The 22573-nt window shown below is 35.8% G+C and carries 25 protein-coding genes and 1 riboswitch; of the genes, 14 read left to right on the top strand and 11 right to left on the bottom strand.

The features are described from left to right. Positions 1 to 37: 37 nt before the first annotated feature. Entirely contained in the window at positions 38 to 598 is a 561-nt protein-coding gene (locus MKY90_RS04020) for a nitroreductase family protein (protein WP_002125380.1), read from the bottom strand. Positions 599 to 829: 231 nt separating this feature from the next. Here MKY90_RS04020 and MKY90_RS04015 point away from each other — a divergent pair, with 231 nt between their 5' ends. The 9 genes from MKY90_RS04015 (at position 830) to MKY90_RS03975 (ending at position 7520) form a co-directional block, all read left to right on the top strand. After that, the gene (locus tag MKY90_RS04015; RefSeq protein WP_215599039.1) at positions 830 to 1426 is read left to right on the top strand and encodes a hypothetical protein; all 597 of its coding nucleotides are present in this window, start codon (positions 830 to 832) and stop codon (positions 1424 to 1426) included. A 124-nt stretch (positions 1427 to 1550) separates the two neighbouring features. After that, complete coding sequence (locus MKY90_RS04010) at positions 1551 to 3056, top strand: spore germination protein (protein ID WP_033729732.1); 1506 nt, start codon at positions 1551 to 1553, stop codon at positions 3054 to 3056. Continuing rightward, a complete protein-coding gene (gerYC, locus tag MKY90_RS04005) occupies positions 3053 to 4135 on the top strand; it encodes a spore germination protein GerYC (protein WP_002140451.1) in 1083 nt (360 codons plus the stop codon). The genes MKY90_RS04010 and gerYC overlap by 4 nt, the downstream gene beginning before the upstream one ends. 12 nt (positions 4136 to 4147) lie before the next feature. Then, positions 4148 to 5257: a GerAB/ArcD/ProY family transporter gene (locus MKY90_RS04000; RefSeq protein WP_002029888.1), complete on the top strand. Its 1110-nt coding sequence runs from the start codon at positions 4148 to 4150 to the stop codon at positions 5255 to 5257. A gap of 45 nt (positions 5258 to 5302) precedes the next feature. Further along, entirely contained in the window at positions 5303 to 5812 is a 510-nt protein-coding gene (locus tag MKY90_RS03995) for a PCYCGC domain-containing protein (protein WP_215599041.1), read from the top strand. Between the two features lie 121 nt (positions 5813 to 5933). Next, positions 5934 to 6182 carry a YhdB family protein gene (locus tag MKY90_RS03990; protein ID WP_001195459.1) on the top strand — a complete coding sequence of 83 codons (249 nt, stop codon included), beginning with the start codon at positions 5934 to 5936 and terminating at the stop codon, positions 6180 to 6182. 165 nt (positions 6183 to 6347) lie between these two features. Beyond that, on the top strand, positions 6348 to 6767 hold the full coding sequence (locus tag MKY90_RS03985; RefSeq protein WP_002125372.1) for a disulfide formation protein C: 420 nt from the start codon (positions 6348 to 6350) through the stop codon (positions 6765 to 6767). Positions 6768 to 6779: 12 nt separating this feature from the next. Next, the gene (locus tag MKY90_RS03980; protein ID WP_002029885.1) at positions 6780 to 7232 is read left to right on the top strand and encodes a thioredoxin family protein; all 453 of its coding nucleotides are present in this window, start codon (positions 6780 to 6782) and stop codon (positions 7230 to 7232) included. 72 nt (positions 7233 to 7304) lie between these two features. Beyond that, complete coding sequence (locus tag MKY90_RS03975; protein ID WP_002029883.1) at positions 7305 to 7520, top strand: DUF1540 domain-containing protein; 216 nt, start codon at positions 7305 to 7307, stop codon at positions 7518 to 7520. Between the two features lie 32 nt (positions 7521 to 7552). Here MKY90_RS03975 and MKY90_RS03970 read toward each other — a convergent pair whose 3' ends face one another. The 3 genes from MKY90_RS03970 to MKY90_RS03960 all read right to left on the bottom strand — a co-directional run bounded on the left by MKY90_RS03970 (position 7553) and on the right by MKY90_RS03960 (position 9817). Next, positions 7553 to 7804: a hypothetical protein gene (locus MKY90_RS03970; protein WP_002029881.1), complete on the bottom strand. Its 252-nt coding sequence runs from the start codon at positions 7802 to 7804 to the stop codon at positions 7553 to 7555. 163 nt (positions 7805 to 7967) lie between these two features. Beyond that, positions 7968 to 8729 (bottom strand): L,D-transpeptidase, encoded by a 762-nt coding sequence (locus tag MKY90_RS03965; protein WP_078205452.1) that lies wholly within the window; start codon positions 8727 to 8729, stop codon positions 7968 to 7970. Positions 8730 to 8950: 221 nt separating this feature from the next. Continuing rightward, entirely contained in the window at positions 8951 to 9817 is an 867-nt protein-coding gene (locus MKY90_RS03960; RefSeq protein WP_002087502.1) for an SDR family oxidoreductase, read from the bottom strand. 224 nt (positions 9818 to 10041) lie between these two features. Here MKY90_RS03960 and MKY90_RS03955 point away from each other — a divergent pair, with 224 nt between their 5' ends. The 4 genes from MKY90_RS03955 to MKY90_RS03940 all read left to right on the top strand — a co-directional run bounded on the left by MKY90_RS03955 (position 10042) and on the right by MKY90_RS03940 (position 15204). Then, positions 10042 to 11343, top strand: coding sequence for an NCS2 family permease (locus MKY90_RS03955; protein ID WP_002029878.1), 1302 nt, complete (start codon positions 10042 to 10044; stop codon positions 11341 to 11343). Positions 11344 to 11435: 92 nt separating this feature from the next. Further along, positions 11436 to 11541: riboswitch (SAM riboswitch) on the top strand. A gap of 87 nt (positions 11542 to 11628) precedes the next feature. Further along, complete coding sequence (locus tag MKY90_RS03950) at positions 11629 to 12741, top strand: sugar ABC transporter substrate-binding protein (RefSeq protein ID WP_002125355.1); 1113 nt, start codon at positions 11629 to 11631, stop codon at positions 12739 to 12741. Next, positions 12738 to 14225: a sugar ABC transporter ATP-binding protein gene (locus MKY90_RS03945; RefSeq protein WP_098167921.1), complete on the top strand. Its 1488-nt coding sequence runs from the start codon at positions 12738 to 12740 to the stop codon at positions 14223 to 14225. Before MKY90_RS03950 ends, MKY90_RS03945 begins: the two co-directional genes overlap by 4 nt. Then, positions 14209 to 15204, top strand: coding sequence for an ABC transporter permease (locus MKY90_RS03940; protein ID WP_001054974.1), 996 nt, complete (start codon positions 14209 to 14211; stop codon positions 15202 to 15204). Before MKY90_RS03945 ends, MKY90_RS03940 begins: the two co-directional genes overlap by 17 nt. A 27-nt stretch (positions 15205 to 15231) precedes the next feature. Here the strand turns inward: MKY90_RS03940 and MKY90_RS03935 are convergent, their stop codons facing one another. The 4 genes from MKY90_RS03935 to MKY90_RS03920 form a co-directional block, all read right to left on the bottom strand. Then, a complete protein-coding gene (locus tag MKY90_RS03935; protein WP_000143386.1) occupies positions 15232 to 15504 on the bottom strand; it encodes a hypothetical protein in 273 nt (90 codons plus the stop codon). 48 nt (positions 15505 to 15552) lie between these two features. Continuing rightward, positions 15553 to 15756, bottom strand: a complete 204-nt coding sequence (locus tag MKY90_RS03930; RefSeq protein ID WP_000432819.1) for a hypothetical protein — start codon at positions 15754 to 15756, stop codon at positions 15553 to 15555. A gap of 127 nt (positions 15757 to 15883) precedes the next feature. After that, the gene (locus MKY90_RS03925; RefSeq protein ID WP_002140445.1) at positions 15884 to 16738 is read right to left on the bottom strand and encodes a patatin-like phospholipase family protein; all 855 of its coding nucleotides are present in this window, start codon (positions 16736 to 16738) and stop codon (positions 15884 to 15886) included. Between the two features lie 130 nt (positions 16739 to 16868). Further along, on the bottom strand, positions 16869 to 17330 hold the full coding sequence (locus tag MKY90_RS03920; RefSeq protein WP_002125351.1) for a MarR family transcriptional regulator: 462 nt from the start codon (positions 17328 to 17330) through the stop codon (positions 16869 to 16871). A 140-nt stretch (positions 17331 to 17470) separates the two neighbouring features. On the opposite strand from MKY90_RS03920, the gene MKY90_RS03915 reads away from it, so the two are divergent. Continuing rightward, the gene (locus tag MKY90_RS03915) at positions 17471 to 18649 is read left to right on the top strand and encodes an MFS transporter (protein WP_341090415.1); all 1179 of its coding nucleotides are present in this window, start codon (positions 17471 to 17473) and stop codon (positions 18647 to 18649) included. 19 nt (positions 18650 to 18668) lie between these two features. Here the strand turns inward: MKY90_RS03915 and kdpDN are convergent, their stop codons facing one another. The 3 genes from kdpDN to kdpB are packed head-to-tail and all read right to left on the bottom strand — an operon-like array spanning position 18669 to position 22569. After that, positions 18669 to 19823, bottom strand: a complete 1155-nt coding sequence (kdpDN, locus tag MKY90_RS03910) for a KdpD-like non-kinase potassium sensor (RefSeq protein ID WP_341090412.1) — start codon at positions 19821 to 19823, stop codon at positions 18669 to 18671. Positions 19824 to 19879: 56 nt separating this feature from the next. Then, positions 19880 to 20461 carry a K(+)-transporting ATPase subunit C gene (gene kdpC, locus MKY90_RS03905; RefSeq protein ID WP_063218557.1) on the bottom strand — a complete coding sequence of 194 codons (582 nt, stop codon included), beginning with the start codon at positions 20459 to 20461 and terminating at the stop codon, positions 19880 to 19882. Positions 20462 to 20478: 17 nt separating this feature from the next. Then, positions 20479 to 22569, bottom strand: a complete 2091-nt coding sequence (kdpB, locus tag MKY90_RS03900) for a potassium-transporting ATPase subunit KdpB (RefSeq protein ID WP_002125344.1) — start codon at positions 22567 to 22569, stop codon at positions 20479 to 20481. Positions 22570 to 22573 lie beyond the last annotated feature (4 nt).

Below are 22573 nucleotides of genomic sequence, written 5' to 3'. Positions count from 1 at the left end.
AGACACCCTCTAAAAAAACGAGAATGCCTCTTTCTAATTAACCTTCAATGATCTCCATCTTCTCCGTAATCGGTGTACGAGCTTTTCCTTCTGGTGCTTTATCGAAATAGCCGATATGAAGAATTCCAATGATGCGTTGACCTCTTGTTAAACCAATTCCTTCTATAAATAGTGGATTGTAGTTTAATCCACCTGATTTCCAAACGCAGCCTAATCCGCGTTCCCAAGCAAGTAATTGGAAGTTTTGCATAAATGCACATGTTGCAGCGTAATCTTCGTCACGTTGAATTTGACGCGGATCTTCATTAATGTAAACAACGATTTGTGCAGGTGTGCTTAAGAAACGATCAGATAAAGTTTTGCCGCGTTTTGCTCTTTCTTCTTCTGTGAAAGAGTTTAGTACTGCGTCTACTAATTTCTGACGGCCTTCTCCAATGTATAATTTACAATTCCATGGTTCACGGTGTTTATGATTCGGTGCCCATGTTGCGTCGTTCAATAGTTCAATTAATAGCTCTTTTTCTACTGCTTTATTTGTAAATGTACGAACAGAACGTCTTTCTTTAATAACGTTTGCGATGGAAGTATATGTAGTCATATTTTTCTCTCCCTTATTTTTATCTATATGTATAAATCCGTCATTGATATTGATTTTCAATTTCGATTATAACCTAGTTTTTCACTATTAATCAATGTTTTATGTTGGAAAACCATGAAAAACTTCTTTTTATACTGTGAATAAAAAAACTTAACTTGTTCACAAGTTTTTCACATTTTATGGAAATGATATGTGTAAGTTTTCCACATTACCCATCTAGGAGGAGTTTATATGTACAAGAAAATCGCAGTAAGTATGACTATGGCAGCATTATTGTGCGGGATATCTGTCTTTCCTGCTTCCGCTGCCACGCCAAAAGAAGTAACAATGCACCATCATAAGCCTATTTCAGAAGAAGAAATGCAGTCGCTCGAAAAACTCGGCTATAATAAACATGAAATTTGGAAAGCTGCCAACATTGCAAGAATAAGTAAAAAAGAAATTAAGGACGTTTTAGCTTACTATAAGCAAAATAAATCTTGGGAGAAAACAGCCGAGCATTTCGGTGTAGACCCAAGTAAATTGAAAAAGCATCATATGAATAAAGAAACGAAAAAAGCACTACTGCAAAAATTAGCAAATATGCAAAAGTCCACACCAGATGGACTGAAACAAAAAATGAAAGAATATAACATCGGCTTACGCCAACTTACCGTGTTAACAATCATCTCTCAAAAAAGTAATACCCCTCTTGACGATGTACTAAAAATGAAAAAAGATGGGATGGATATTAAACAAATTGCGGAAAAATTAAATGTTAAAAAAGAAGATATACGGGCAGAAATGATTAAATTAGTGAAGTCTATTAAAGAAAAGAAAACAAATTAGCCTGTCAAAAAGGAAGAGATATTCAATACTCTTCCTTTTCTTTATGAACTTTCAATTTTCAAGTATAAATTCCCGTCTTTCCCAAAAACTAACATAAGAAAATGATGTAGTAAGGGGTGAGAAAATGTTTCGTTTATCGTCTAAAAAGAAGAAAAAAACAATCTGTTCCATTCCAGAGTTTATCCATACTATGAAAGAATCGAGTGATTTCGTTTCTTATAACATCGTAGAAGATGGGACATTATGTTTGTTTTACTATAAATCTACGGCTGAATCACTCCTCATTAATCGATTCATTTTAACACCTATAAAAAGAGAATTAGATCACATTGAAAATATAAGTGATATAGCAAATATCGTCACACTTGAGGAGATTATCACTGGCCCTACTATTGATGACATTCGTGAAAAATTATTAAGTGGATATGTACTTATACAACTAAAAAATGATTCTCAAATCGCAGAATATGCACTTATTCGTGCTGAAAGTTCCGTTTTAGGTACACGGCTATATAACGATACTGAAAATGAATATAGTGTCATCGGTCCAAAAGTCGGATTTGTTGAGAATATCGATACAAATATACACTTACTTCGGCGAAATATCGTCACAGAACAATTAGTTTTCAAAGAAGTTATAGTTGGTTCTATATCAAAAACAAAAGTCGTAGTTGCTTACATCGAAGATATTACGAATGAGCAGCACGTTAATACTGCGATGCAGCGCCTACAAGACATTGACTTTGATGTTCCTTTCGATGCAACTATGATTGAACAGTTTATTAGTGATAACAGCAACTCTCCCTTCCCTGTTTTACTTCCTACAGAGCGTTTAGATCGCTCCGTTTATGCATTATTGAATGGAGGAGTCGTCATTTTAACAGACGGTTCACCTTACGCATTAGCTGGACCAGCGACATTACTCGATTTCTTCGTCTCTCCAGAAGATTATTATTTACCATGGATAGCAGGCTCATTTCTTCGAATGGTTCGCTTTTTCGGAGCAGCATTCTCGCTATTTTCATCAGCTATTTATACAGCTGTATTAACGTATCACTATCAAATGATTCCTGCGGATTTACTAGGTCCGATTATTTTTTCAAGAGCTAATGTACCCTTTCCGCCCATTTTAGAAGCACTTTTTTTAGAAATCACAATCGAATTGCTCCGTGAAGCTGGAGCGCGATTACCTACAAAAGTTGGACAAACAATCGGCATCGTTGGCGGGATTGTAATTGGCCAAGCATCTGTTCAGGCTGCTTTAACGAGTACCATTTTATTAATTGCAGTTGCTTTATCAGCACTCGCTTCTTTTACAACACCAACTGTAAAAATGTCTTCTACTATCCGGATACTACGATTTCCACTTATTCTTTTAGCTGGTGCATTTGGGGGCTTAGGTCTCATTGTAGGATTCGTACTCATATTAGCTCATTTAATTCGCTTAAAATCACTTGGATCACCTTATTTATTACCTCTATATCCATTTCGCGGTTTAGGAACGGCAGAAGGTCTCTTTCGCTTGCCATTTAGTCAAACTGCAGGACGTGCCTCTTTTCTAAGACCAAAAAAGAAATGGCGCTATGATCCAAACAAAGCGAAAGAAAAACATGATGGTGAAGAGAAATGAAAAATACTTTATTATGCTTTTCCATTATCATTTTAATTTTCCAATCCGGCTGTACACAACCGAATATAGTAGACACACAGCGAATGATTCATATAGGTGGATTTGATATAACGAAAGATAAAAAATTTCGCGGGACAATCTTATATCCCGATTACACAAAAGGCGTTCAATCAAAACCAGAAACTCAGTCAACTACCGCAGATACAATTGAAACAATTTCTTCACTTCTAAACGCCAAATCACCACATACGATCGCTGTAGGTCAAATGCGTGTTGTCCTATTTGGAAAATCATTTGGTGAACGTGGAATTGGGGATGTTATTAACAACTTACAACGTGATCCTAATATTGGCCGAGATGTGCAACTAGCGCTTGTAGATGGTTCAACAGAAGAATTACTTAAACATGTCAAAACGAATGGATCGCTATATCTATCTGATTTACTGGAGCAAAATATAGAAACCGAGACAATCCCTCGGACAGCTTTAAATATTTTTTTATATAACTTTTATTCATCTGGATGCGATCCATTTCTTCCTTATATTAAAGTTGATGAAGACAAGTCTGCTTCCATTAAAGGAATTGCTTTTTTAAAAAAGGATAAAGTGGTTATGTACACAGATAAAAAAGGATCTTTTTTATTAAAACTACTCATTAATCCAACTAAAAATGGTCGTTACGAAGTTCCGATACGTCAAGGTAAGCATAAAGGATTGATCGCTACTCAAAACTTATCCGGGAAAAGTTTTTGTTCTCTTTCCCAAAACGGTGACATTCCGAAAGTTAACATCCACTTAAAGTTAAACGGACTTATAAAAAATGCTCCCGACTGGCTCGATTTAGCAAAGCACGAAAATATAACTTACGTAAAAAAACATGTAGAAAAAACGCTTGAGAAGCATTTAAACGAATTAATAAAACAATTCCAAGAAAAAGAAATCGATCCGATAGGTATACAAGAAGAAATTCGTAGTCATTCAAGAAAATGGACTATAAAACAAATTCAAGAAATGTACCCTAATGTAGACGTTGCTGTTCATGTGCAAATCAATGTCGTGCAATCTGGTATCGGAGAATAGTGAGGTGCTGTAATGGCTGGACAAGATAAAACACATACTGTTTCCCCTTATTTCACATTTCTTTTATTACACTCCCTTCAAATTGGAGTAGGTGTGTTAGGATACCAAAGGATTATTGCGCAATATGCCGGTTATGATTCTTGGATTTCTCTTATTGTTGCGGGCATTGCAACTCATATCGTGCTATTTTGCATGCTTAAAATGTTAGAAAAAGATAATGATTTAATGAATATTCATACGACATGTTTCGGAAAGTGGATTGGAACATTTTTGTCCGTATGCTTTGCTGCATACCTTCTATTATTTTGCCTTACTGTCCTTCGTACATATATTGAAGTCATTCAAGTTTGGGTCTTCCCTACAATTAAACCGTGGAAATTAACTTTATTATTTTTACTTGTGACTTACTACGTAATTAAAGGTGGTTTTCGCTCTGTAACAGGAATATGTTTTTGGGGCGTCGTAATACCGATTTTCGTCCTATTTTTCTTAGTTTTCCCAATGAAATACGCGCATGTCCGTAACATTCTCCCAATTCTAACTCATTCACCTTTAGAAATTCTAACTGCAGCGAAATCATCTGCATTAGAATTTCTTGGATTTGAAGCAATTCTTGTTTTTTATCCATTTATAAAAAAAGAAAAATCATTAAATAAATGGGCGCACGGTGGTATTGCTTTTACAACAATTCTATACGTAATACTAGCCATTGTTTCCCTTATGTACTATAGCCAAGGACAACTACATCATACAATTTGGCCAACATTAACAATGCTAAAAATCATAAAGATTCCTTTTATCCAAAGGTTTGAGTACATCATTATTTTCATGTGGTATCTTATTATTTTACCTAATCTTTGTTTAACAATTTGGTCTTCTTGTTGCATTAGTAAAAGGTCTTTTCACGTACCATTTAAAATTACACTTCCATTTTTTATTGCAGCTATATTTATTTCATCCTTATTTTTCACAAACCGTGAAAGTATCAATACATTAAATACAGTACTGTCTCAAGCTGGTTTATATATTGTATACGCTTATATCCCAATTTTATTTCTATTCCATTCACTACGATGGCGCTTCAAAAATCAGTCAAAAAAATCTTCACCCGACACACCATGATATTTGATACAATTTGGTTAATACATTTGTAAAGGGGACAAGCGAATGAAAAAGTATGTATTTTCTTTACTTGCAGTACTGAGCCTAATTCTTGTTGGATGCGGGAGTACTAGTACAAATGACAAAAAATCTTCTGAATCAAAAGAAGAGCATGACCACGCATCACATACTCAGCAAGCTGATATTCAAGAAAAGACAAAAGGAATCGACACACTCCCTACCTTCCTAGACAAGCTTGATCCGCAAATGAAAGATATCTACACTGTCGCTGGACAAAATGCAGAGCTATTAGATTGGATTCCATGTTACTGCGGTTGCGGTGAGAGTGTAGGACATAAAAACAATAAAAACTGCTTTATTCGTGAAATTAAAAAGAATGGTGAAGTTGTTTGGGATTCCCACGCAACAACTTGTGTCAACTGCCTAGAAATCGCGGTTGAATCGGCTTCCATGAAACAAAAAGGAAAATCAACGCTCGAAATTCGTAACTATATCGACAATAAATACAAAGAAGGGTATGGCAAGCCAACACCTACGCCAATGCCAAAAGCATAAAAACGAGGAAATCCCTCGTTTTTCTCTTTTCATTCACCTTTTTTCTTAACAAATTCTTTCAAGTGTATTTCTCCTTACTTGTCACACACTATATATAACTCCTCGGTAAGGAGGGTACACAGTGCAAACATATAACGACTATGATAAAGCTCTCTATTACACGTATTGCTGTAATTGGGATAAATTACTCGTTCTCATGGTTCAAACGAACGATCAATTATTTTCTAAGCGTATTGAGCATTTTTTACACGCTTATCAATACAGTAAAGAACTACCAGAAGTTGATAAACAATTGCAGCTCCTATTTCAATATATTGACCACGCATCCCAAAAGTCACATGTAGAAGAAGTAGAGCAAATTCAAATGTAAAATATAGCGCTATTCTCTTTATGAGAATAGCGCTTTTTTAAAATGTTTATATCAATAAAAGTTTCTCCTTATAAAACTTTTATTGATAAACATATTTTTTCTTTCTTTTCCCTACCACTTCATACTATAATTTAGTATGTAACTATTATAAGTGAGGTATAAAATATGGGACGAGAAAAAAAGCAAGAGTATGCTTTATTTGCTGCATGGGGAGCTTCGTTTATTGCTACATTAGGAAGTCTATACTTTTCCGAAATTATGAAATTTGAGCCTTGTGTCCTTTGTTGGTATCAACGTATTTTTATGTATCCATTTGTTTTATGGCTCGGTATCGCTGTAGTAAAGAAAGACTATCGCATTGCAAGTTATTCTTTACCAATCGCAAGTATTGGTGCTTGTATTTCTTTATATCACTATGCAATTCAAAAAATCGCAGCATTTTCAGCTGCTGGGGCAGCTTGCGGCCGCGTACCTTGTACGGGAGAATACATAAACTGGTTCGGCTTTGTGACAATCCCGTTTTTAGCACTTATCGGCTTTATCACAATCGCTGTTTGTAGCTTCATCGTAATTAAAAACAAATAAGGAGATGAAAGAATGAAAAAAATGCTTATATTTGGCGGTATTATTATCGCCTTGTTTGCAGCAATTTTCGCTGTAACACAAATGGAAGAAAAAAATGCTTCAACAAGCCAAAAAATTGATAATGCTACTAGTCAAACAGATGGTTCTGACTACTACACAAATAAAATCTCTCTTTCAGATCTCCAAAAGAATTTAAAAGAGAAAAAAGAAGAAACAGTATACTTTTATCAAACATCTTGCGTTCATTGCCAAAAATTATCTCCTATCGTAGTACCAATGGCTAAAGACTTGAATGTTGATATGAAAGTTATGGATATTGAAAAATTAGATGCTCCTTGGGATGAATATAAAATTAAAGGAACTCCAACAATCATTCATTTTAAAGACGGTAAAGAAGTGAGCCGTATTAGCGGCGAACAACCGGAAGACAAATTAAAAGAGTGGCTTGAGCAAACGAAAAAATAATAAGAAAAGGAAACTCCTTCTATACATGAAATGGGCGTAAAATCCCACACTAATGTATGAGGAGGGGGTTTTATGCCAGAAGTGAAATGCTCTGTTTCCAATTGCTCATTTTGGGGACAAGGTAACCTTTGTCAAGCAAGTGCAATCGTTGTTCAACCTGATGCACAAGAAGCAGGTCAAATTGAAAACAGTTCATATACAAACGCTACTTTAACAAACGAGACGCTTGAAAGTTCTGTAACAACGAGTGTAGAAACGTGTTGTCATACATTTAAACCGAAATATTAAACGTAAAAGCATACGATTAGTCGTATGCTTTTTTACATTCCTCTCCAAACATCATGCATCATAAAAAAGTACAAAATAACGAGAAGGACCGTCCCGCATAAAGTAATGCGCCGATATACACTCTTCTCCCCTTCCCTCGCTTTAACAAATGCCCAAATAAATCCAACGAACAATATTAAATCAATATATGGAACATAAAAGGAGAAGACGAGTAACGCATATAAATACACGATAAATAAACAAGTCGTGATTAAGAAAATTTTAAATGCAAATTCACTTTTCATAATGTGACCGCCCCCCAGTCTGTACTGTATTATATTCAGCAAAACATAATAGTTGCTGTTCCAATTTTTTTATCTCACTATTTACAGGCGCGCGATTGGTATGAAATCATTAAAACCAACTAAACTTCATCACAAATAAGCTACCGCCTATACACGGTAGCTATTATGGAACATTATATTTCCTTTTATATATGTTACTTAAAATCGAATAAGGTAATTGCTCATAACGAATTTTTTCTCCCGTTACATCTACAATATACAAATTGTTTCCTATATAATAGGTTCCATCTTTTCGTTTTGAATACACTGTATATTTTTCATTTGGCAATACCGTTTTTACTTTCGTCAATTGTCCATTTGGTTCTTGCCAATATATATTTACACGATCTACTAACGTAAGCATTCCAATTTGTTCTTCTTCTACTTTACGACCATTCCAACTCACAACCCGATAACCAAGCTTATACGCTTCATATTCGGGACCCGTATGAAAACGAGAAATAATTACTTTCGTCTGTAATTGTACCCGGTCGTATAACCATTGTATGTCCCGATCGTGCATGCGAATACAACCATTCGACTCCCTGCTTCCAATCGTCCATTCCCGATTTGTTCCATGAATTGCATATTCCTTTTTATCTAGACCTAACCACCTCGTACCGAGAGGGTTATTCGGAGCACCCCCAGCTATTTTTTTACGATGGTATTCTTTATTTTTATATTTAGTTATAATACAAAAATTACCCTCAGGCGTCGGGGTCCTGTCTTTTCCTGTCGTTATCGGAAATGTCTTAGTATAGTTTCCATCTTCAAAAAAAGACAGCTGATTCGTCGTAAGGTTAACTAATATTAAATGATCTGTATTAGCAAAAACGCTAGCTGGCAGGCAGAAAAATAGGATTACGATAAACCATACTTTCTTCATCTAAATCCTCCCTAGCACTAACATCATAATAAAGTGAAACTTTACTCGTTGGGGGATTTTGTCCATCCCCACTGAGGATTAGCCTTCACCAATCGAGCATTTACGGACATTTATCTCCCACCTAACTTCCTTGTATTCACCGAATTGTTAGGTAGGAGTCTTACTGCCCGCAAATAGCGGGATAAATACAATTAACTTTACTTTGCTCTTATAAATGAAAACTATCCATTCACAATTACTCCACCATTTACATGCATCATCTGTCCCGTTACATATGCCGAATCACTAGACGCTAAATATACATATGCAGGCGCTAATTCATACGGCTGACCAGGCCTTTGCATAGGAACATTACTCCCAAACTGTGATACTTTTTTCTCATCAAAACTGGATGGAATAAGCGGTGTCCAAATTGGGCCTGGTGCAACACCATTTACACGAATTCCCTTTTGTACTAACGACTGAGATAGCGATCTTGTAAAAGCGACAATCGCTCCTTTCGTTGCAGAATAATCAATCAACGTTTCATTTCCTTCATACGCAACGATAGATGCCGTGTTTATAATTACATCCCCTTGCTTTAAATGAGAGAGGGCTGCTTTTGTAACATGAAAATAAGAAAAAATATTAATACGGAACGTTTTTTCTAGCTGTTCCGCTGTAATATACTCTAGTCCTTGCTGCGGATATTGCTGTGCGACGTTATTCACAAGAACATTTAGCCCCCCTAGCTGCTGGGCGGTCTCTTCTACAATCTCTTTACAATGTTGTTCATTACTCAAATCTCCCGGCAATAATACACAATTCACGCCTTCTTTTTCCACAAGTTGTTTCGTCTCAGTTGCATCTTCGTCCTCATCTAAATAAGCAATCGCAATATTTGCTCCCTCTTTTGCAAAAGCGATAGAAACAGCTCTTCCAATCCCGCTATCTCCTCCTGTAATTAATACATTCTTTCCTTTTAACTTTTCACTTCCTTTATAATTTGGATCTTCAAACTTTGGAAGAGGATTCATTAACGATTCAATACCAGGTTGTTTATTTTGATGTTGTGCTGGCATTGTTAAAAAGTTTTTTTGCTGCGGCATAACTTCCTTCAACTCCTTTCCCCTTATAATGCGCACAATAAAAAAAACTACTTACACATTAAAGAACCGCAATGCACACACAGTTTTACGATTAATATTCGAATTTACGACATAAAATATGAGTTGTTCTAAAGTTTTTATGCAAAACTATTGCAAAATAGTTAAAAAACGAATATTATATATAACTGTTGTGAAAATTATTCGTAAAAAGAAAGGATGTTTATATGTTTAACCTTTCAAAACATAAAACTTCTATTAAAACTGAAATTATGGCAGGTATTATTACCTTTTTAACAATGGCATATATCATTGTCGTAAACCCTGTCATCCTTGGGGATGCAGGTGTTCCGTTTGAACAAGCATTTACAGCTACAATTATCGCTGCTGTTGTCGGAACATTATTTATGGCGATCTTTACTAATTTACCAATCGCAATTGCACCAGGTATGGGATTAAATGCTTACTTCTCTTATTCTGTTGTAAAAGCCCATGAAGGCATGACTTTCGCAATTGCATTCTCTGCTGTATTCGTAGCAGGTATGATTTTAATTTTGTTATCATTCACATCTTTCCGTACGAAATTAATGGAAGTAATTCCTGAGAACTTAAAACATGCACTTACTGCTGGTATCGGTCTTTTTATTGCTTTTATCGGTTTGCGCTTAACGGGAATTGTTACAAAAAATGATGCAAACTTAGTTGGGCTTGGCGATCTTCACTCTGCTCCAGTTCTACTAGCATTAGCTGGCCTTGGAATTACAATTATCCTTATGTCTTTAAATATAAACGGGGCACTATTTATCGGAATGTTATTAACTGGTATTATCGCTTACTTCACAGGTCAATTAACATTCTCAAGCGGCGTTACATCAATGCCTGGATTACCAGAAGGAATTATCGTTTCAAATCCAATTACTGCTGTATCTGATGTAATTAACTACGGATTATACGGCGTTGTCTTCTCATTCTTCCTTGTTACACTATTTGATACAACAGGTACACTACTTGGCGTTGCACAACAAGGTGGATTTATGAAAGATGGAAAGCTTCCAAAAGCAGGACGAGCTCTTCTATCTGACTCATTCTCAGCAACAATTGGAGCTATGTTCGGAACAACACCATCAACAGCTTACATTGAATCATCTGCTGGTGTTGCAGCTGGTGGTCGTACTGGTTTAACAACTGTTACAGTAGCTGTTCTATTTGCATTAGCAGCATTCTTCGGACCGTTAGTGAGCGCTGTTTCTGGCGTTTCAGCTATTACAGCACCATCACTAATTATCGTTGGTAGTCTTATGATGGGCTCAGTTCGCCACATCGATTGGGATACATTCGATGAAGCATTCCCAGCATTTTTAGTAATCTTAAGCATGCCACTTACATCAAGTATCTCAACAGGTATTGCACTTGGATTTATTTCATACCCACTTATGAAAGTGGCAAAAGGACAATTCCGTGCTGTTCACCCACTTGTGTATTTATTCGGGATCTTGTTCGCTTATCAATTAGTTTTCTTACCACATTAAAATCCCTCGTTGTGAGGGATTTTTTATTTACAAAAAAACATTTGACAACAGCATACACTTATGGAATAATTCGAAATAGTTAAATATTCGATGTCTTATCAAGAGCAGGTGGAGGGATGAGCCCTACGAAGCCCGGCAACCGACCCATTTATGGGCACGGTGCTAATTCTTACAACACATTGTGTTGAAAGATAAGAGTAATATGATAAGACGTCTTTTCTATATGAAAAGACGTTTTTATTTTCACTCCCTCCTCTCTTTTCTTAATTTAGGAGGGATTTTTTTATGAAAAAATTATGTTCCACCGTACTCATTATTCTCTTACTCGCATTAACAGCTTGCACAAATGAACAAGATGCTATCTCTTCACAAAAGCAACAAACGGTGAAGAAAGAAACTACTACAGCAGCAAATCATTTACAAACAGAAATTCCAAGCCAAGTAAAAAAGCCATTAAAAATCGCATTAATTATGCAAATGTCCATCGGAACTTTTTCCTCTCAATATATTGAGGGTGTCAAAAAACAAGTCGAGCTATTCGGCGGCAGTGTGCAAGTCTACAATTCTGATAATGATTTAGCAAAAATGGCAGCAAATCTAGATACTGCTATTAATTCAAAAGTTGATGGTATTTTAATTGATCACGGTCGCTCTGAAGCACTAAAACCCGGAGTAGAAAAAGCATTACAAGCGAATATTCCTGTAGTTGCATTTGATAACGACCTACGCTTACCAGGCGTAACGATTATTGATCAAGATGACTATAGTCTTGCATGGAAATCATTAAAAACGTTAGCGGAAGATCTGAATGGACAAGGGAATATCGCCGTCGTATGGGTTGGCGGATTTGCTCCAATGGAACGTCGCAATGTTATCATTGATGCTTTTTATAAACGTTATCCAAATATAAAAGAAGTTGCACGCTTTGGTACCGCTAGTAATAACACACCACTTGATACGCAAACACAAGTAGAGGCTTTACTAAAAAAATATCCGAAAAAAGGTGATTTACAAGCTATTTTCGCTTCGTGGGATGAGTTTGCTAAGGGGGCCGTCAAAGCACTCGAACAAGCTGGTCGTACAGATATAAAAGTATACAGCATTGACTTAAGTAATGAAGATTTACAACTCATGCAAAAAGAAAATTCACCTTGGACTGCTACGGCTGCAACCGATCCAGCTGAAGTCGGTAAAGTTCAAGTGCGTTTCTTATATAAGAAAATCGCTGGTGAACAAACGCCAGATATTTATTCACTAGAACCTTATTTAGTAAAGAAAAATAGTTTGCCACAAGAAAATATAACGATGGATCAATTATCAAAACATATAAACGGTTGGGGAGACTCGAAAGATGCATATTCACCTTGGATGAAAAAATTAGAGAAGGAGAAAAAATGATGACATTCTCTCTTCAAAACATTACACATTCTTATCACATCTCTACCCCTGTACTAGAAAATGTTTCTATTAACATACAAAAAGGAAAAGTTCACGCTTTACTAGGAATGAATGGTGCAGGAAAAAGTACTTTACTAAAAATAGCAACTGGTGAAATTCAACCAGTTTCTGGGAATATAAAAATTGATAATCAGTCTATTTCCTTTACTTCACCACGCGATGCAAAAAAACATGGTATTTCTTTCGTAACACAAGAAGTGGATCACGGACTTATTCCTGGATTATCGGTATTAGAAAATGTACTAATCGATCATTTAGCAATGCAAAATAAAGTACTATTTTCAAAGTCAAAATTAGTCTCACTCGCTAAACAACATTTGCAAACTGTACAGGCTGATTTAAATGTTTCGGAAGATGTTTCAAACTGCTCATTACATGAAAAACAATTACTTCTTATCGCAAGAGCTTTATCCAACAATACAAATTATCTTTTATTAGATGAGCCTACTTCTTCTCTTGGACCGAAAGAAGTTGAAACCTTCGGGCAACTATTAAAAGATTTAACATTGAAAGGAATTGGCATCATCTTAATTTCTCATCGTTTATCAGAGATTCGAAATTTCGCGGATGATGTAACCGTATTACATAACGGTAAAGTTGCACTTTCTGAAGCGATCACAAAGGTTACAGATCAACAAATTGTGGAAGCGATGACTGGAAAACAACTTACACTTCCTATTAATACAGCGCCAAAACGAGGGAGCGAAGAATTATTTAAAGTACAAGAACTTCCATTACACAAAGACCATTCTCCCCTTTCTCTCACCGTACGGAAAGGTGAAACTGTTGTGATATACGGATTAATTGGCAGTGGCAAAACAACACTTGCTGAAACGTTATTTGGTACTCGTCATACTTATCACGCAGAAATAGATGGTCAAACAATAACAATTAAAACACCGCGAGATGCGATTAAAGCAAAGATCGCACTTGTACCAGAGGAAAGAAGAAAACAAGGCGTATTTCTTTCGGAAGATATTATAAGCCACACTAATTTACACCAATCAGGTTGGAGACGAAAGCAAACCGAAGTAAATAATGCTACTACAGCAATTTCTTCTTTCAGCATTTCACCCAATGACCCAAAAGCATTTATTCATTCACTTAGCGGTGGAAACCAGCAAAAAGTCTCCATTGCAAAGTGGCATGGATTCAAACCGAATCTATTTCTTTTGGACGAGCCAACTAAAGGTGTAGACATAGCTGCAAAACAAGACATTTTTCAATTCATTCGTAACATTACTGAAAACGGAAGTTCCGTAATTTACTTCACAGGAGAACAAGATGAAGCACTACATATCGCTGATCGCATTCTTATACTCGCAAACGGAGAATTTGTAGGTGAATACTTACCAGACGAACTATCTCCTGAACAGCTTTTACATTTATCTGAAGGGAGTTATTCCATTGAATCTCGTTCATAAAACAAAAACTAAGAAACTATATTTACCTACTCATCTTTTTTATCAATTTAGTACGATTGCTATCATTATAGGTGTTACAATTTTCTTCTCTATCGTCAACGATTCTTTTTTAACATACAACAATATTAGTGATATTTTACGTTCCATTTCTATCGTAACGTTACTTGCAATTGGTGTTACCTTTACATTAATTGTAGATGGATTTGATTTATCAGTCGGCTCTACCGCTAGTTTAGCAACCATTGCCGCTGCTTCCTGTCTCATTTTATATCGACAAGAACTATTAGTCACACTCCTTGTTCCTATTCTTTGTGGGCTATTAGTTGGATTATTAAATGCACTACTCGTTATCCGAATTAAACTACCAGATTTACTAGCTACATTAAGTATCATGTATATCGTGAATGGACTACACTTAACATTTTCAAAAGGATCTTCTATTTATGAAGGAATGTCTGGTGCCAAAGGACATTTTATTCCATCCTTTTTATTTATCGGTCAAGGTTCTGTGTTAGGAATTCCAGTCCCTGTCATTATCATGCTTATCGTCGTTTTAATTGCATATGTATTTTTAGAAAAAACAACGTACGGTCGTTTCTTTTATATGACAGGTGGGAATCGAGAAGCTGCTAGACTAGCTGGTATTCCTACTGATCGTTACCGTGTATATGCTTATATGATTAGCGGTTTACTTGCCTCTATTGGCGGTATTATTCTATGTAGCCGCGTTGGAACAGGACAAGTTTCAGCTGGCGCCCCATTATTAATGGATGCAGTTGCAGCTGCCTATATCGGTTATGCAATGTTCGGTGCTAAGAAACCAAATGTCATCGGAACATTTCTTGGTTCCGTATTAATTGGAATCATATTAAACGGCCTTACAATGATGAACGTTCCTTATTATGCGCAAGATATCATTAAAGGCAGTATTTTAATTGCAGCTTTAGCCTTTTCATTTATTAAAAAGAAGCGTAAATAAAAAAGTAGCGCATCGAATTCCGATGCGCTACTTTCCTTTTGCAACAATCACACGAACTACTTTCAACGCAAAAAGTAAAAGACCGTTCGCTATTGCTGTAACACCTAAGAAGATTGCTATCATAAGCTCTCCCATTCCGTTATTAAATATAAAAATAATAGAAGAAATGAAAGCCAAAATAAACAAAATGAACGCTGGTATATATTTAATAAAAGGCTTCTCAAATGATCTTTTAGAAAGAAGAAATGTAATTAACAATGTCATAATAAAAACAAAATATACCGCAAATAAAAAAGTCATATGAAAGCCTCCTCTACGACCAAACTACTTAAAAGAGGTTAGAAACCTTTAATATTTCTCATTTACCTGCAATTCTTTACTATACTTTTGAATGAACACTGATGAAATAACCATTACCATTCCTATACTAAAACCAATAAGCTGATCTAATAACATTTCATCATGAATGAACCAGCGCAGTAGAAATACGCCACCAAAAATAAGCAACATTGTAAATCCAGTATGTCTAAGCCCTTTATATACATTTTCCATATGTATCACCTCTCTACATACTTTTATCCATATTATACCATAATCCCAAAATGTATATAACCAACATTCGGTATTGAAACCAATAATAAAAAAGGCTGCAGAGAACTCCTTCTCCACAGCCTAATTATTATTTTTGCAAAAACGCCTGTAAATCTGCAAATTGTCTCTTTGCATCTTCATAGCCTTGCTCATATAAACTTTGTAATTTAGCCGTATCCTTTTCCATACGATCTACTTGAAGCGGCACTTCTGGGCGAATAACAAATAAATTACCAGCTTGCTCTTCTTTTTCAATGTAGTGAAGTGTTTCATTATACACTTCATAACGATTCAGCATCGTATTTACAAGGTTTGGATACTTCTTATAAGCCTTTGCTGCAATCCAACCAAATTTTGATTTTTTCTTCGCGTAACCATGATTTCTCGTCAAAATAACGACTGATTTTTTAAATCCATCTTCCTGTGCTTTACGAACTGGAATCGGATCTGAAATCCCGCCATCTAACAATTGCTTACCTCGGTAGTTTACTGCCGGTGCAATGAAAGGTAATGAACTAGATGCTTGCAATAAATTTAGTGCATCATCATTCGTTCCCTCTTTTTCAAAATAAACAGACTGTCCTGTTTCACAATCAGTTGTTCCTACAAGGAAACGCTCTGGACTATTAAAGTATGTTTCAAAATCAAACGGTACATGCTTTTCTGGAATTTCATGAAAAATGAATTCCATATCAAATAGCTGACGTTTTTTCCACAAGTTTTTATACGATAAATACTGCGGATGTGATGCATAATCAATATTTACTGTTTTATTTCTATTTCTTTGTCTGGAAAGATACGACGCTGCATGACAAGCACCAGCTGATACACCAATTACATATGGAAAATATAAATCTTGTTCCATAAAATATTCTAATATCCCGCCCGTATATACACCACGCATACCGCCGCCTTCTAATACTAACCCCGTATTTTCAAGCATGTTATTCTCTCCTCTTTATATATATTGACTCTTTAATTATTCACTATGTTAAGTATCTTTTTCTATTATATATGAGTTCTTTCAGAAATTATATTGAAAAGGCTTGAAATGGAGGGGTTTTTTCTTCCAATTATATTTCCAAATGACCAGAGACATCCTTTATAAACCTTTGAATAAAATCTTGCTCTTCTTTCGTATATCCATCTAAAAGTAACAGCCACTTTTCTTCAGCTTGTTTATGCAATTTTTCATGAGCTTTATATATTTCATTTCCTCTTTCCGTTAAGCGGAAGAAAATTTCTTTTTGATTATCTAACATTTGCATTTTCTCAACGAATTGCTTTTGAAACAACTTTGTACAAATTTTAGAGATTGCGCCTTTCGTCATTCCCATTTCTGTTGCAATAGCAGTTACATTCATCAGACCATTTTTTCCGATACACTCGATAACATGTAACTCAGATAAAGACATACCACTTACACCTGTCTCACGAAGAAACTTCTCATTATTTTCTTTCAAATGCTCTTCTTTTTTATGAAAAAGTGTACGAATATCCGAAAGTATTTCCATTTGTTTCGCTGTACGTTCCAATCCATTCGCCTCCTAAGTTTCCAAAGAAACAATTTAACTATATACCATTTTAAAATCATTTTTTCATCTTTACAAGTGAGAAAATCATGTTAAAATTAATTTAGTTTCCAAGGAAACCAAATGACAAGGAGGTTAACATTATGGAAAAAACCAAACTGAATTTCATTTTATATGTTGTCTGTATGAGTGCCTTACTCGGTTCCTTCGCTCAAAATATTTATACACCTATCTTGCCGATGATTCAAAATTCGTTTCATACTTCTCTTTATCTTGTAAATTTAACCGTTTCACTTTTCACATTCGTTCTTGCGGTTATGCAGCTCATATACGGACCTTTAATTGATACAAAGGGAAGAAAATCTGTCCTTATCCCTAGTTTAATCATTAGTACAATCGGCTCAATTGGTTGTGCTTTCTCACCAAACATTTACTTATTTCTATTTTTTAGAGCTGTTCAAGCTATAGGAATAGCGGCTATACCTGTAGTTGCAGCAACGATTATCGGTGATTTATTTGAAGGAAAAGAACGCGGAGAAGCGATGAGCCTTTATCAAATGTTACTTGCTCTCGCACCTGCAATCGGTCCTCTCATAGGTGGCTATCTCGGCAGTATAAATGGCCACTTATCTGTATTTCTTTTTTTATCTACAATTGGCATCATCTTATTAATTATAAACATTTCACTACTTCCAGAAACAAAACCAAATGTAATTGAGAAACCTAAAGCAAAAAAGAATTACTGGCTTATCTTAAAAAATAAAACTGGATTTTCCATTACACTTATTGGCTTTATTCAATTTTGTATATATTTCTGTTTCCTCGTTTTTTTACCTAGCATATTAACAAATATATTTCATCTAAGCGCAAGTGAAATTGGTCTTATGTTTGTACCGATGTCACTTTCTCTTATGTTAGGAAGCTATTGCTACAAATTTTTGCAAAAACATTTCACAACAAAGCAGGCTTTCTTCATCACTAGTTTCTTCAACATTATATGTGTCACTTTATTCTCTTTCACATATAGCATCAATATCCCATCCGTAATTATCGTTACCTCTTTATACGGTTTTAGTATGGGACTTTCTATGCCGACTCACACTACTTTATTAACGGAAGAATTCGTACAAGAACGCGCAACTGCCATCGGTATGTACAACTTCATTCGCTATCTTAGTATGGGTACAGGGCCTATTGTAGGTGGGTTTCTTTTATTTAATCAAAATTACTTTTGGATTTTCTTCCTAGGGGCAATTATATTTCTACTTATAGTTTTACACGCAATGAAAATGCTACATTCCCATGCTGCACAAAGAGCTTAAGAGACCTATAGATGGTCTCTTAAGCTCTTTGATCAGCAACGATATGAATATCAATATACTTCGTTTGTCTCATAATTTCATTTACAATAGAACCTTTTCGTATTTCTTCCCACCGTGTTCTCGCCGATTGCCCGAGTAAAACTTGTGTCACCTGTAGTCTTTTTGCAACTTCAATAATAACATCAGCGGGCTTTCTTCCCTTTGCTTCTTCTAATACAAAGCTCGCATCAAATTGATTCGTTAGCGATTTCCATTCTTCAATCGTTTGCTTTTTGCCAGCTGAAATAGAATCTATATTTTCTCTTTCAACGTTTAACACATACAATTCAGCATTTAGCCGATCAGCCATGCGCCAACCTCTCCGTATTAATTTCTCTGCTGTTGAACTGTATTGTACACAAACGAGAATTTTTTCTTTCACACCGATCGGTTCTATTACTGTTTGGCTAATTTTCTCATCCATATCATCTGCAACTTCTCGAAGTGATAACTCTCTTAATGCCCCTAAATTATTTATCGTAAAGAAGTTTTGTAAGCTTTGTTGAATTTTTTCTTCCTTATATATCTTTCCATCTATTAATCTCTTCCGGAGTACCTCAGGTGTTGCATCAACAAGCTGAATTTCATTTGCTTTTTGTAAAATAAAGTCTGGAATACGCTCTCGTACTTTGACATTCGTAATTTGAGCTACAATATCATGAACGCTTTCTAAATGTTGAATATTAAACGCTGATAATACAGATATACCGGCATCTAACAATTCCTGCACATCCATGTAACGTTTCTTATTTTTCGACCCGGGAATATTACTATGCGCAAGTTCATCCACAACAACAATTTGTGGTGCCCGCTTTATAATTTCTTCTACATCAAGTTCATAAAATACTTTCCCTTTATAATCTATTTCTTTTAAAGGAACTTTTTCTAAATCAGCAATTGCTTCTTCCGTCTCTTTTCTACTGTGTGTTTCAATTAAACCAACTACAATATCAATACCGTCTTTTTTCATCTCTCTTGCATCAAATAGCATTTTATAACTTTTCCCAACTCCAGGTGCAGCCCCTACGTATAGCTTTAACTTTCCGCGATTTTGCTGCCGAATATATTCTAAATACTCTTCTGGCGTTCGCCTTTGAAACGTAGGTTTATAGTCATCCGCATACAAAACACTCACAACCTTTCTTTCGAAACAACGCTACCTCAATCCGTTAGATTGAGGTAGCACTGTTACTATTTCATTAATTTCTGCAATTCTAAATTTAGCTTTAAGACGTTTACACGATCCTCTCCAAATAAACCGAGTGCAGCTCCTTCCGTTTGATCCTTAATCAATTGATCTAGCTTTTCTTTCGGAATATTCGTTAATTTCGAGATGCGATCTACCTGCACAGAAGCCGCCTTCGGACTAATGTCAGGATCAAGCCCTGAACCTGAATTCGTCACTAAATCTATCGGTACTTCTGTAACTGGAATGGTTGGATTTTGTTCCTTCCACTCTGCAATACTTTTCTCAACTCGTTTTGCTAAATCTGGATTAGACGGTGCATAGTTATTTGAACCAGATGCTTCTGCTTTATATTCTATACTAGAGACACGTCCATGAAAATAACGTGGATCTGTGAAATTTTGACCGATTAATTTTGAACCAACTACTTCATCTTTATCATTATATATAAGACTTCCATCCGCATTATCCTTCATTACCGCTTGCGCAATACCAGTTACAATAAGCGGGTATACGAGGCCGCACAAAACTAGAAATGTAAAAGTAATACGAATAATTGGTGAAAGTATACTTTGTTTTTTCGCCATCTTTTTTCCCCTCTTCCTTATATGAACAAGCCGACAATCATATCAATTACTTTAATTCCAATGAATGGAACGATAACTCCACCAAGCCCATAAATGAGTAAGTTTCGGCTAAGTAGTGCATTCGAACTCATCGGTTTATATGCGATACCTTTCATCGCTAGAGGAATAAGTAACGGAATAATAACCGCATTAAATATTAATGCTGATAAGATTGCTGAAAGCGGTGATGTTAATTTCATAATGTTTAATGCTTCCATTTGCGGAATCGCAAGTGTAAACATTGCTGGAATGATTGCAAAGTATTTTGCTATATCGTTTGCAATACTAAACGTTGTTAACGCACCACGCGTCATTAACAATTGCTTACCAATTCCTACAACCTCAATGATTTTTGTTGGATTCGAATCTAGATCAATCATATTCGCTGCTTCTTTCGCAGCTGTCGTACCACTATTCATCGCTAATCCAACATCCGCCTGCGCTAATGCCGGGGCATCATTTGTACCATCACCTGTCATCGCTACAAGTTTCCCTTTGTCTTGCTCTGCTTTAATAACCGCAATTTTATCTTCTGGTTTACACTCAGCAACGAATTCATCTACTCCTGCTTCCTTTGCAATTGTTGCTGCTGTTAACGGATTATCACCTGTACACATAACCGTTTTAATCCCCATTTGGCGCAATTGTTCAAAACGTTCACGCATACCAGGTTTCACTGTATCCTTTAAATATATTAAACCGTAAATACGATTGTCTACTGCAACTACAAGTGGTGTTCCGCCTTCTTTTGAAATCAAATCTGCTTTTTGATTCACATCTTTTGGAATCATCCCGCCTTGCGATTGAACCCATTCAATCACGGCACCAACAGCACCTTTTCTCACTTTCGTTCCATCCTGTAAATCAACACCGCTCATTCTTGTTTCTGCTTTAAATGGAACAAATTCACCTTGTTCTGCAATTTCTCTATTATATGATATAGATTTCGTTTGTACATATTCTATAACAGATCGACCTTCTGGTGTTTCATCTAAAACTGAGCTAATCGCAGCCCATTTTCCTACTTGCTCAATCGTTTCATTTCCTACTGGTAGCAGTGTATGTGCCATCCGGTTCCCGAAAGTAATCGTACCTGTTTTATCTAAAATAATCGTATTAATATCGCCCGCAGCTTCTACTGCTTTCCCTGACATCGCTAATACATTAAACTTTGTTACGCGGTCCATCCCAGCAATACCAATCGCTGATAATAACCCACCAATTGTCGTTGGAATTAAACAAACTAACAATGCTACAAGTACAGCTGTATCAATTTGAAACCCTAAATAGTTTGTAAAAATCGGCAACGTCACAACGACGATTAAGAAAATTAGAGTTAAACTCGTTAATACTGTATTTAAGGCAATTTCATTCGGCGTTTTTTGACGCGCAGCTCCTTCTACTAAAGAAATCATTTTATCAATAAATGATTCGCCAGGGTTACTCGTAATTACAATCGTAATCTCATCACTTACGACCATCGTACCGCCTGTTACTGAACAAAAATCGCCACCCGCCTCTTTTATTACAGGAGCTGATTCCCCTGTAATTGCAGATTCATCGACAGACGCTAAACCTTTAATTACTTCACCATCATTTGGAATCATTTCTCCTTGTTTTACAATAACAACGTCACCTTTTCTCAGATCAGTTGCTGAAACTTGAACAATATCTCCATTTTCTTTTACAACATTTGCAAACACATCTTTCTTCGATTGTTTTAAAGAATCGGCTTGCGCTTTACCACGCCCTTCAGCTAAAGCTTCTGCAAAGTTAGCAAATAAAACTGTAAATAATAGAATAAGAGAAACTGTTATATTAAACCATCCTGGTACACTACTAGAAATACTTGGAAGAAAGGATAAAATTAACGTAATGATAAATCCAATTTCCACAACAAACATAATCGGATTCTTTATCATTACTTTCGGGTTCAATTTCGCAAAGGATTGTTTCATCGCATGTGTCACGATATCACGATCCATCGTTTTCGCTTGTCTAACTTCATCTTCTACAGCATGTATTTGTGACTGATTTACTTGTTTTTCTTTTACTACTACCGGTCTCATCATG

This window comes from Bacillus sp. FSL P2-0099 (assembly GCF_038007445.1).
GTDB lineage: Bacteria > Bacillota > Bacilli > Bacillales > Bacillaceae_G > Bacillus_A > Bacillus_A mycoides.
Note: the sequence above shows the minus strand (reverse complement) of the source record. Positions and strands in the feature narration are given on the sequence as shown.

Bases quoted from the DNA above. Each gene is read 5' to 3' on its own strand.
- MKY90_RS03930 (WP_000432819.1), bottom strand. From the start codon at position 15,756: ATGGAAAATGTATATAAAGGGCTTAGACATACTGGATTTACAATGTTG.
- MKY90_RS03915 (WP_341090415.1), top strand. From the start codon at position 17,471: ATGGAAAAAACCAAACTGAATTTCATTTTATATGTTGTCTGTATGAGT.
- MKY90_RS04015 (WP_215599039.1), top strand. From the start codon at position 830: ATGTACAAGAAAATCGCAGTAAGTATGACTATGGCAGCATTATTGTGC.
- MKY90_RS04020 (WP_002125380.1), bottom strand. From the start codon at position 598: ATGACTACATATACTTCCATCGCAAACGTTATTAAAGAAAGACGTTCT.
- MKY90_RS03980 (WP_002029885.1), top strand. From the start codon at position 6,780: ATGAAAAAAATGCTTATATTTGGCGGTATTATTATCGCCTTGTTTGCA.
- MKY90_RS03985 (WP_002125372.1), top strand. From the start codon at position 6,348: ATGGGACGAGAAAAAAAGCAAGAGTATGCTTTATTTGCTGCATGGGGA.
- MKY90_RS03960 (WP_002087502.1), bottom strand. From the start codon at position 9,817: ATGCCGCAGCAAAAAAACTTTTTAACAATGCCAGCACAACATCAAAAT.
- MKY90_RS03955 (WP_002029878.1), top strand. From the start codon at position 10,042: ATGTTTAACCTTTCAAAACATAAAACTTCTATTAAAACTGAAATTATG.
- MKY90_RS03935 (WP_000143386.1), bottom strand. From the start codon at position 15,504: ATGACTTTTTTATTTGCGGTATATTTTGTTTTTATTATGACATTGTTA.
- MKY90_RS03925 (WP_002140445.1), bottom strand. From the start codon at position 16,738: ATGCTTGAAAATACGGGGTTAGTATTAGAAGGCGGCGGTATGCGTGGT.
- MKY90_RS04000 (WP_002029888.1), top strand. From the start codon at position 4,148: ATGGCTGGACAAGATAAAACACATACTGTTTCCCCTTATTTCACATTT.
- MKY90_RS03965 (WP_078205452.1), bottom strand. From the start codon at position 8,729: ATGAAGAAAGTATGGTTTATCGTAATCCTATTTTTCTGCCTGCCAGCT.
- MKY90_RS04010 (WP_033729732.1), top strand. From the start codon at position 1,551: ATGTTTCGTTTATCGTCTAAAAAGAAGAAAAAAACAATCTGTTCCATT.
- gerYC (WP_002140451.1), top strand. From the start codon at position 3,053: ATGAAAAATACTTTATTATGCTTTTCCATTATCATTTTAATTTTCCAA.
- kdpC (WP_063218557.1), bottom strand. From the start codon at position 20,461: ATGGCGAAAAAACAAAGTATACTTTCACCAATTATTCGTATTACTTTT.
- MKY90_RS03970 (WP_002029881.1), bottom strand. From the start codon at position 7,804: ATGAAAAGTGAATTTGCATTTAAAATTTTCTTAATCACGACTTGTTTA.
- MKY90_RS03975 (WP_002029883.1), top strand. From the start codon at position 7,305: ATGCCAGAAGTGAAATGCTCTGTTTCCAATTGCTCATTTTGGGGACAA.
- MKY90_RS03995 (WP_215599041.1), top strand. From the start codon at position 5,303: ATGAAAAAGTATGTATTTTCTTTACTTGCAGTACTGAGCCTAATTCTT.
- MKY90_RS03950 (WP_002125355.1), top strand. From the start codon at position 11,629: ATGAAAAAATTATGTTCCACCGTACTCATTATTCTCTTACTCGCATTA.
- kdpB (WP_002125344.1), bottom strand. From the start codon at position 22,569: ATGAGACCGGTAGTAGTAAAAGAAAAACAAGTAAATCAGTCACAAATA.
- MKY90_RS03945 (WP_098167921.1), top strand. From the start codon at position 12,738: ATGATGACATTCTCTCTTCAAAACATTACACATTCTTATCACATCTCT.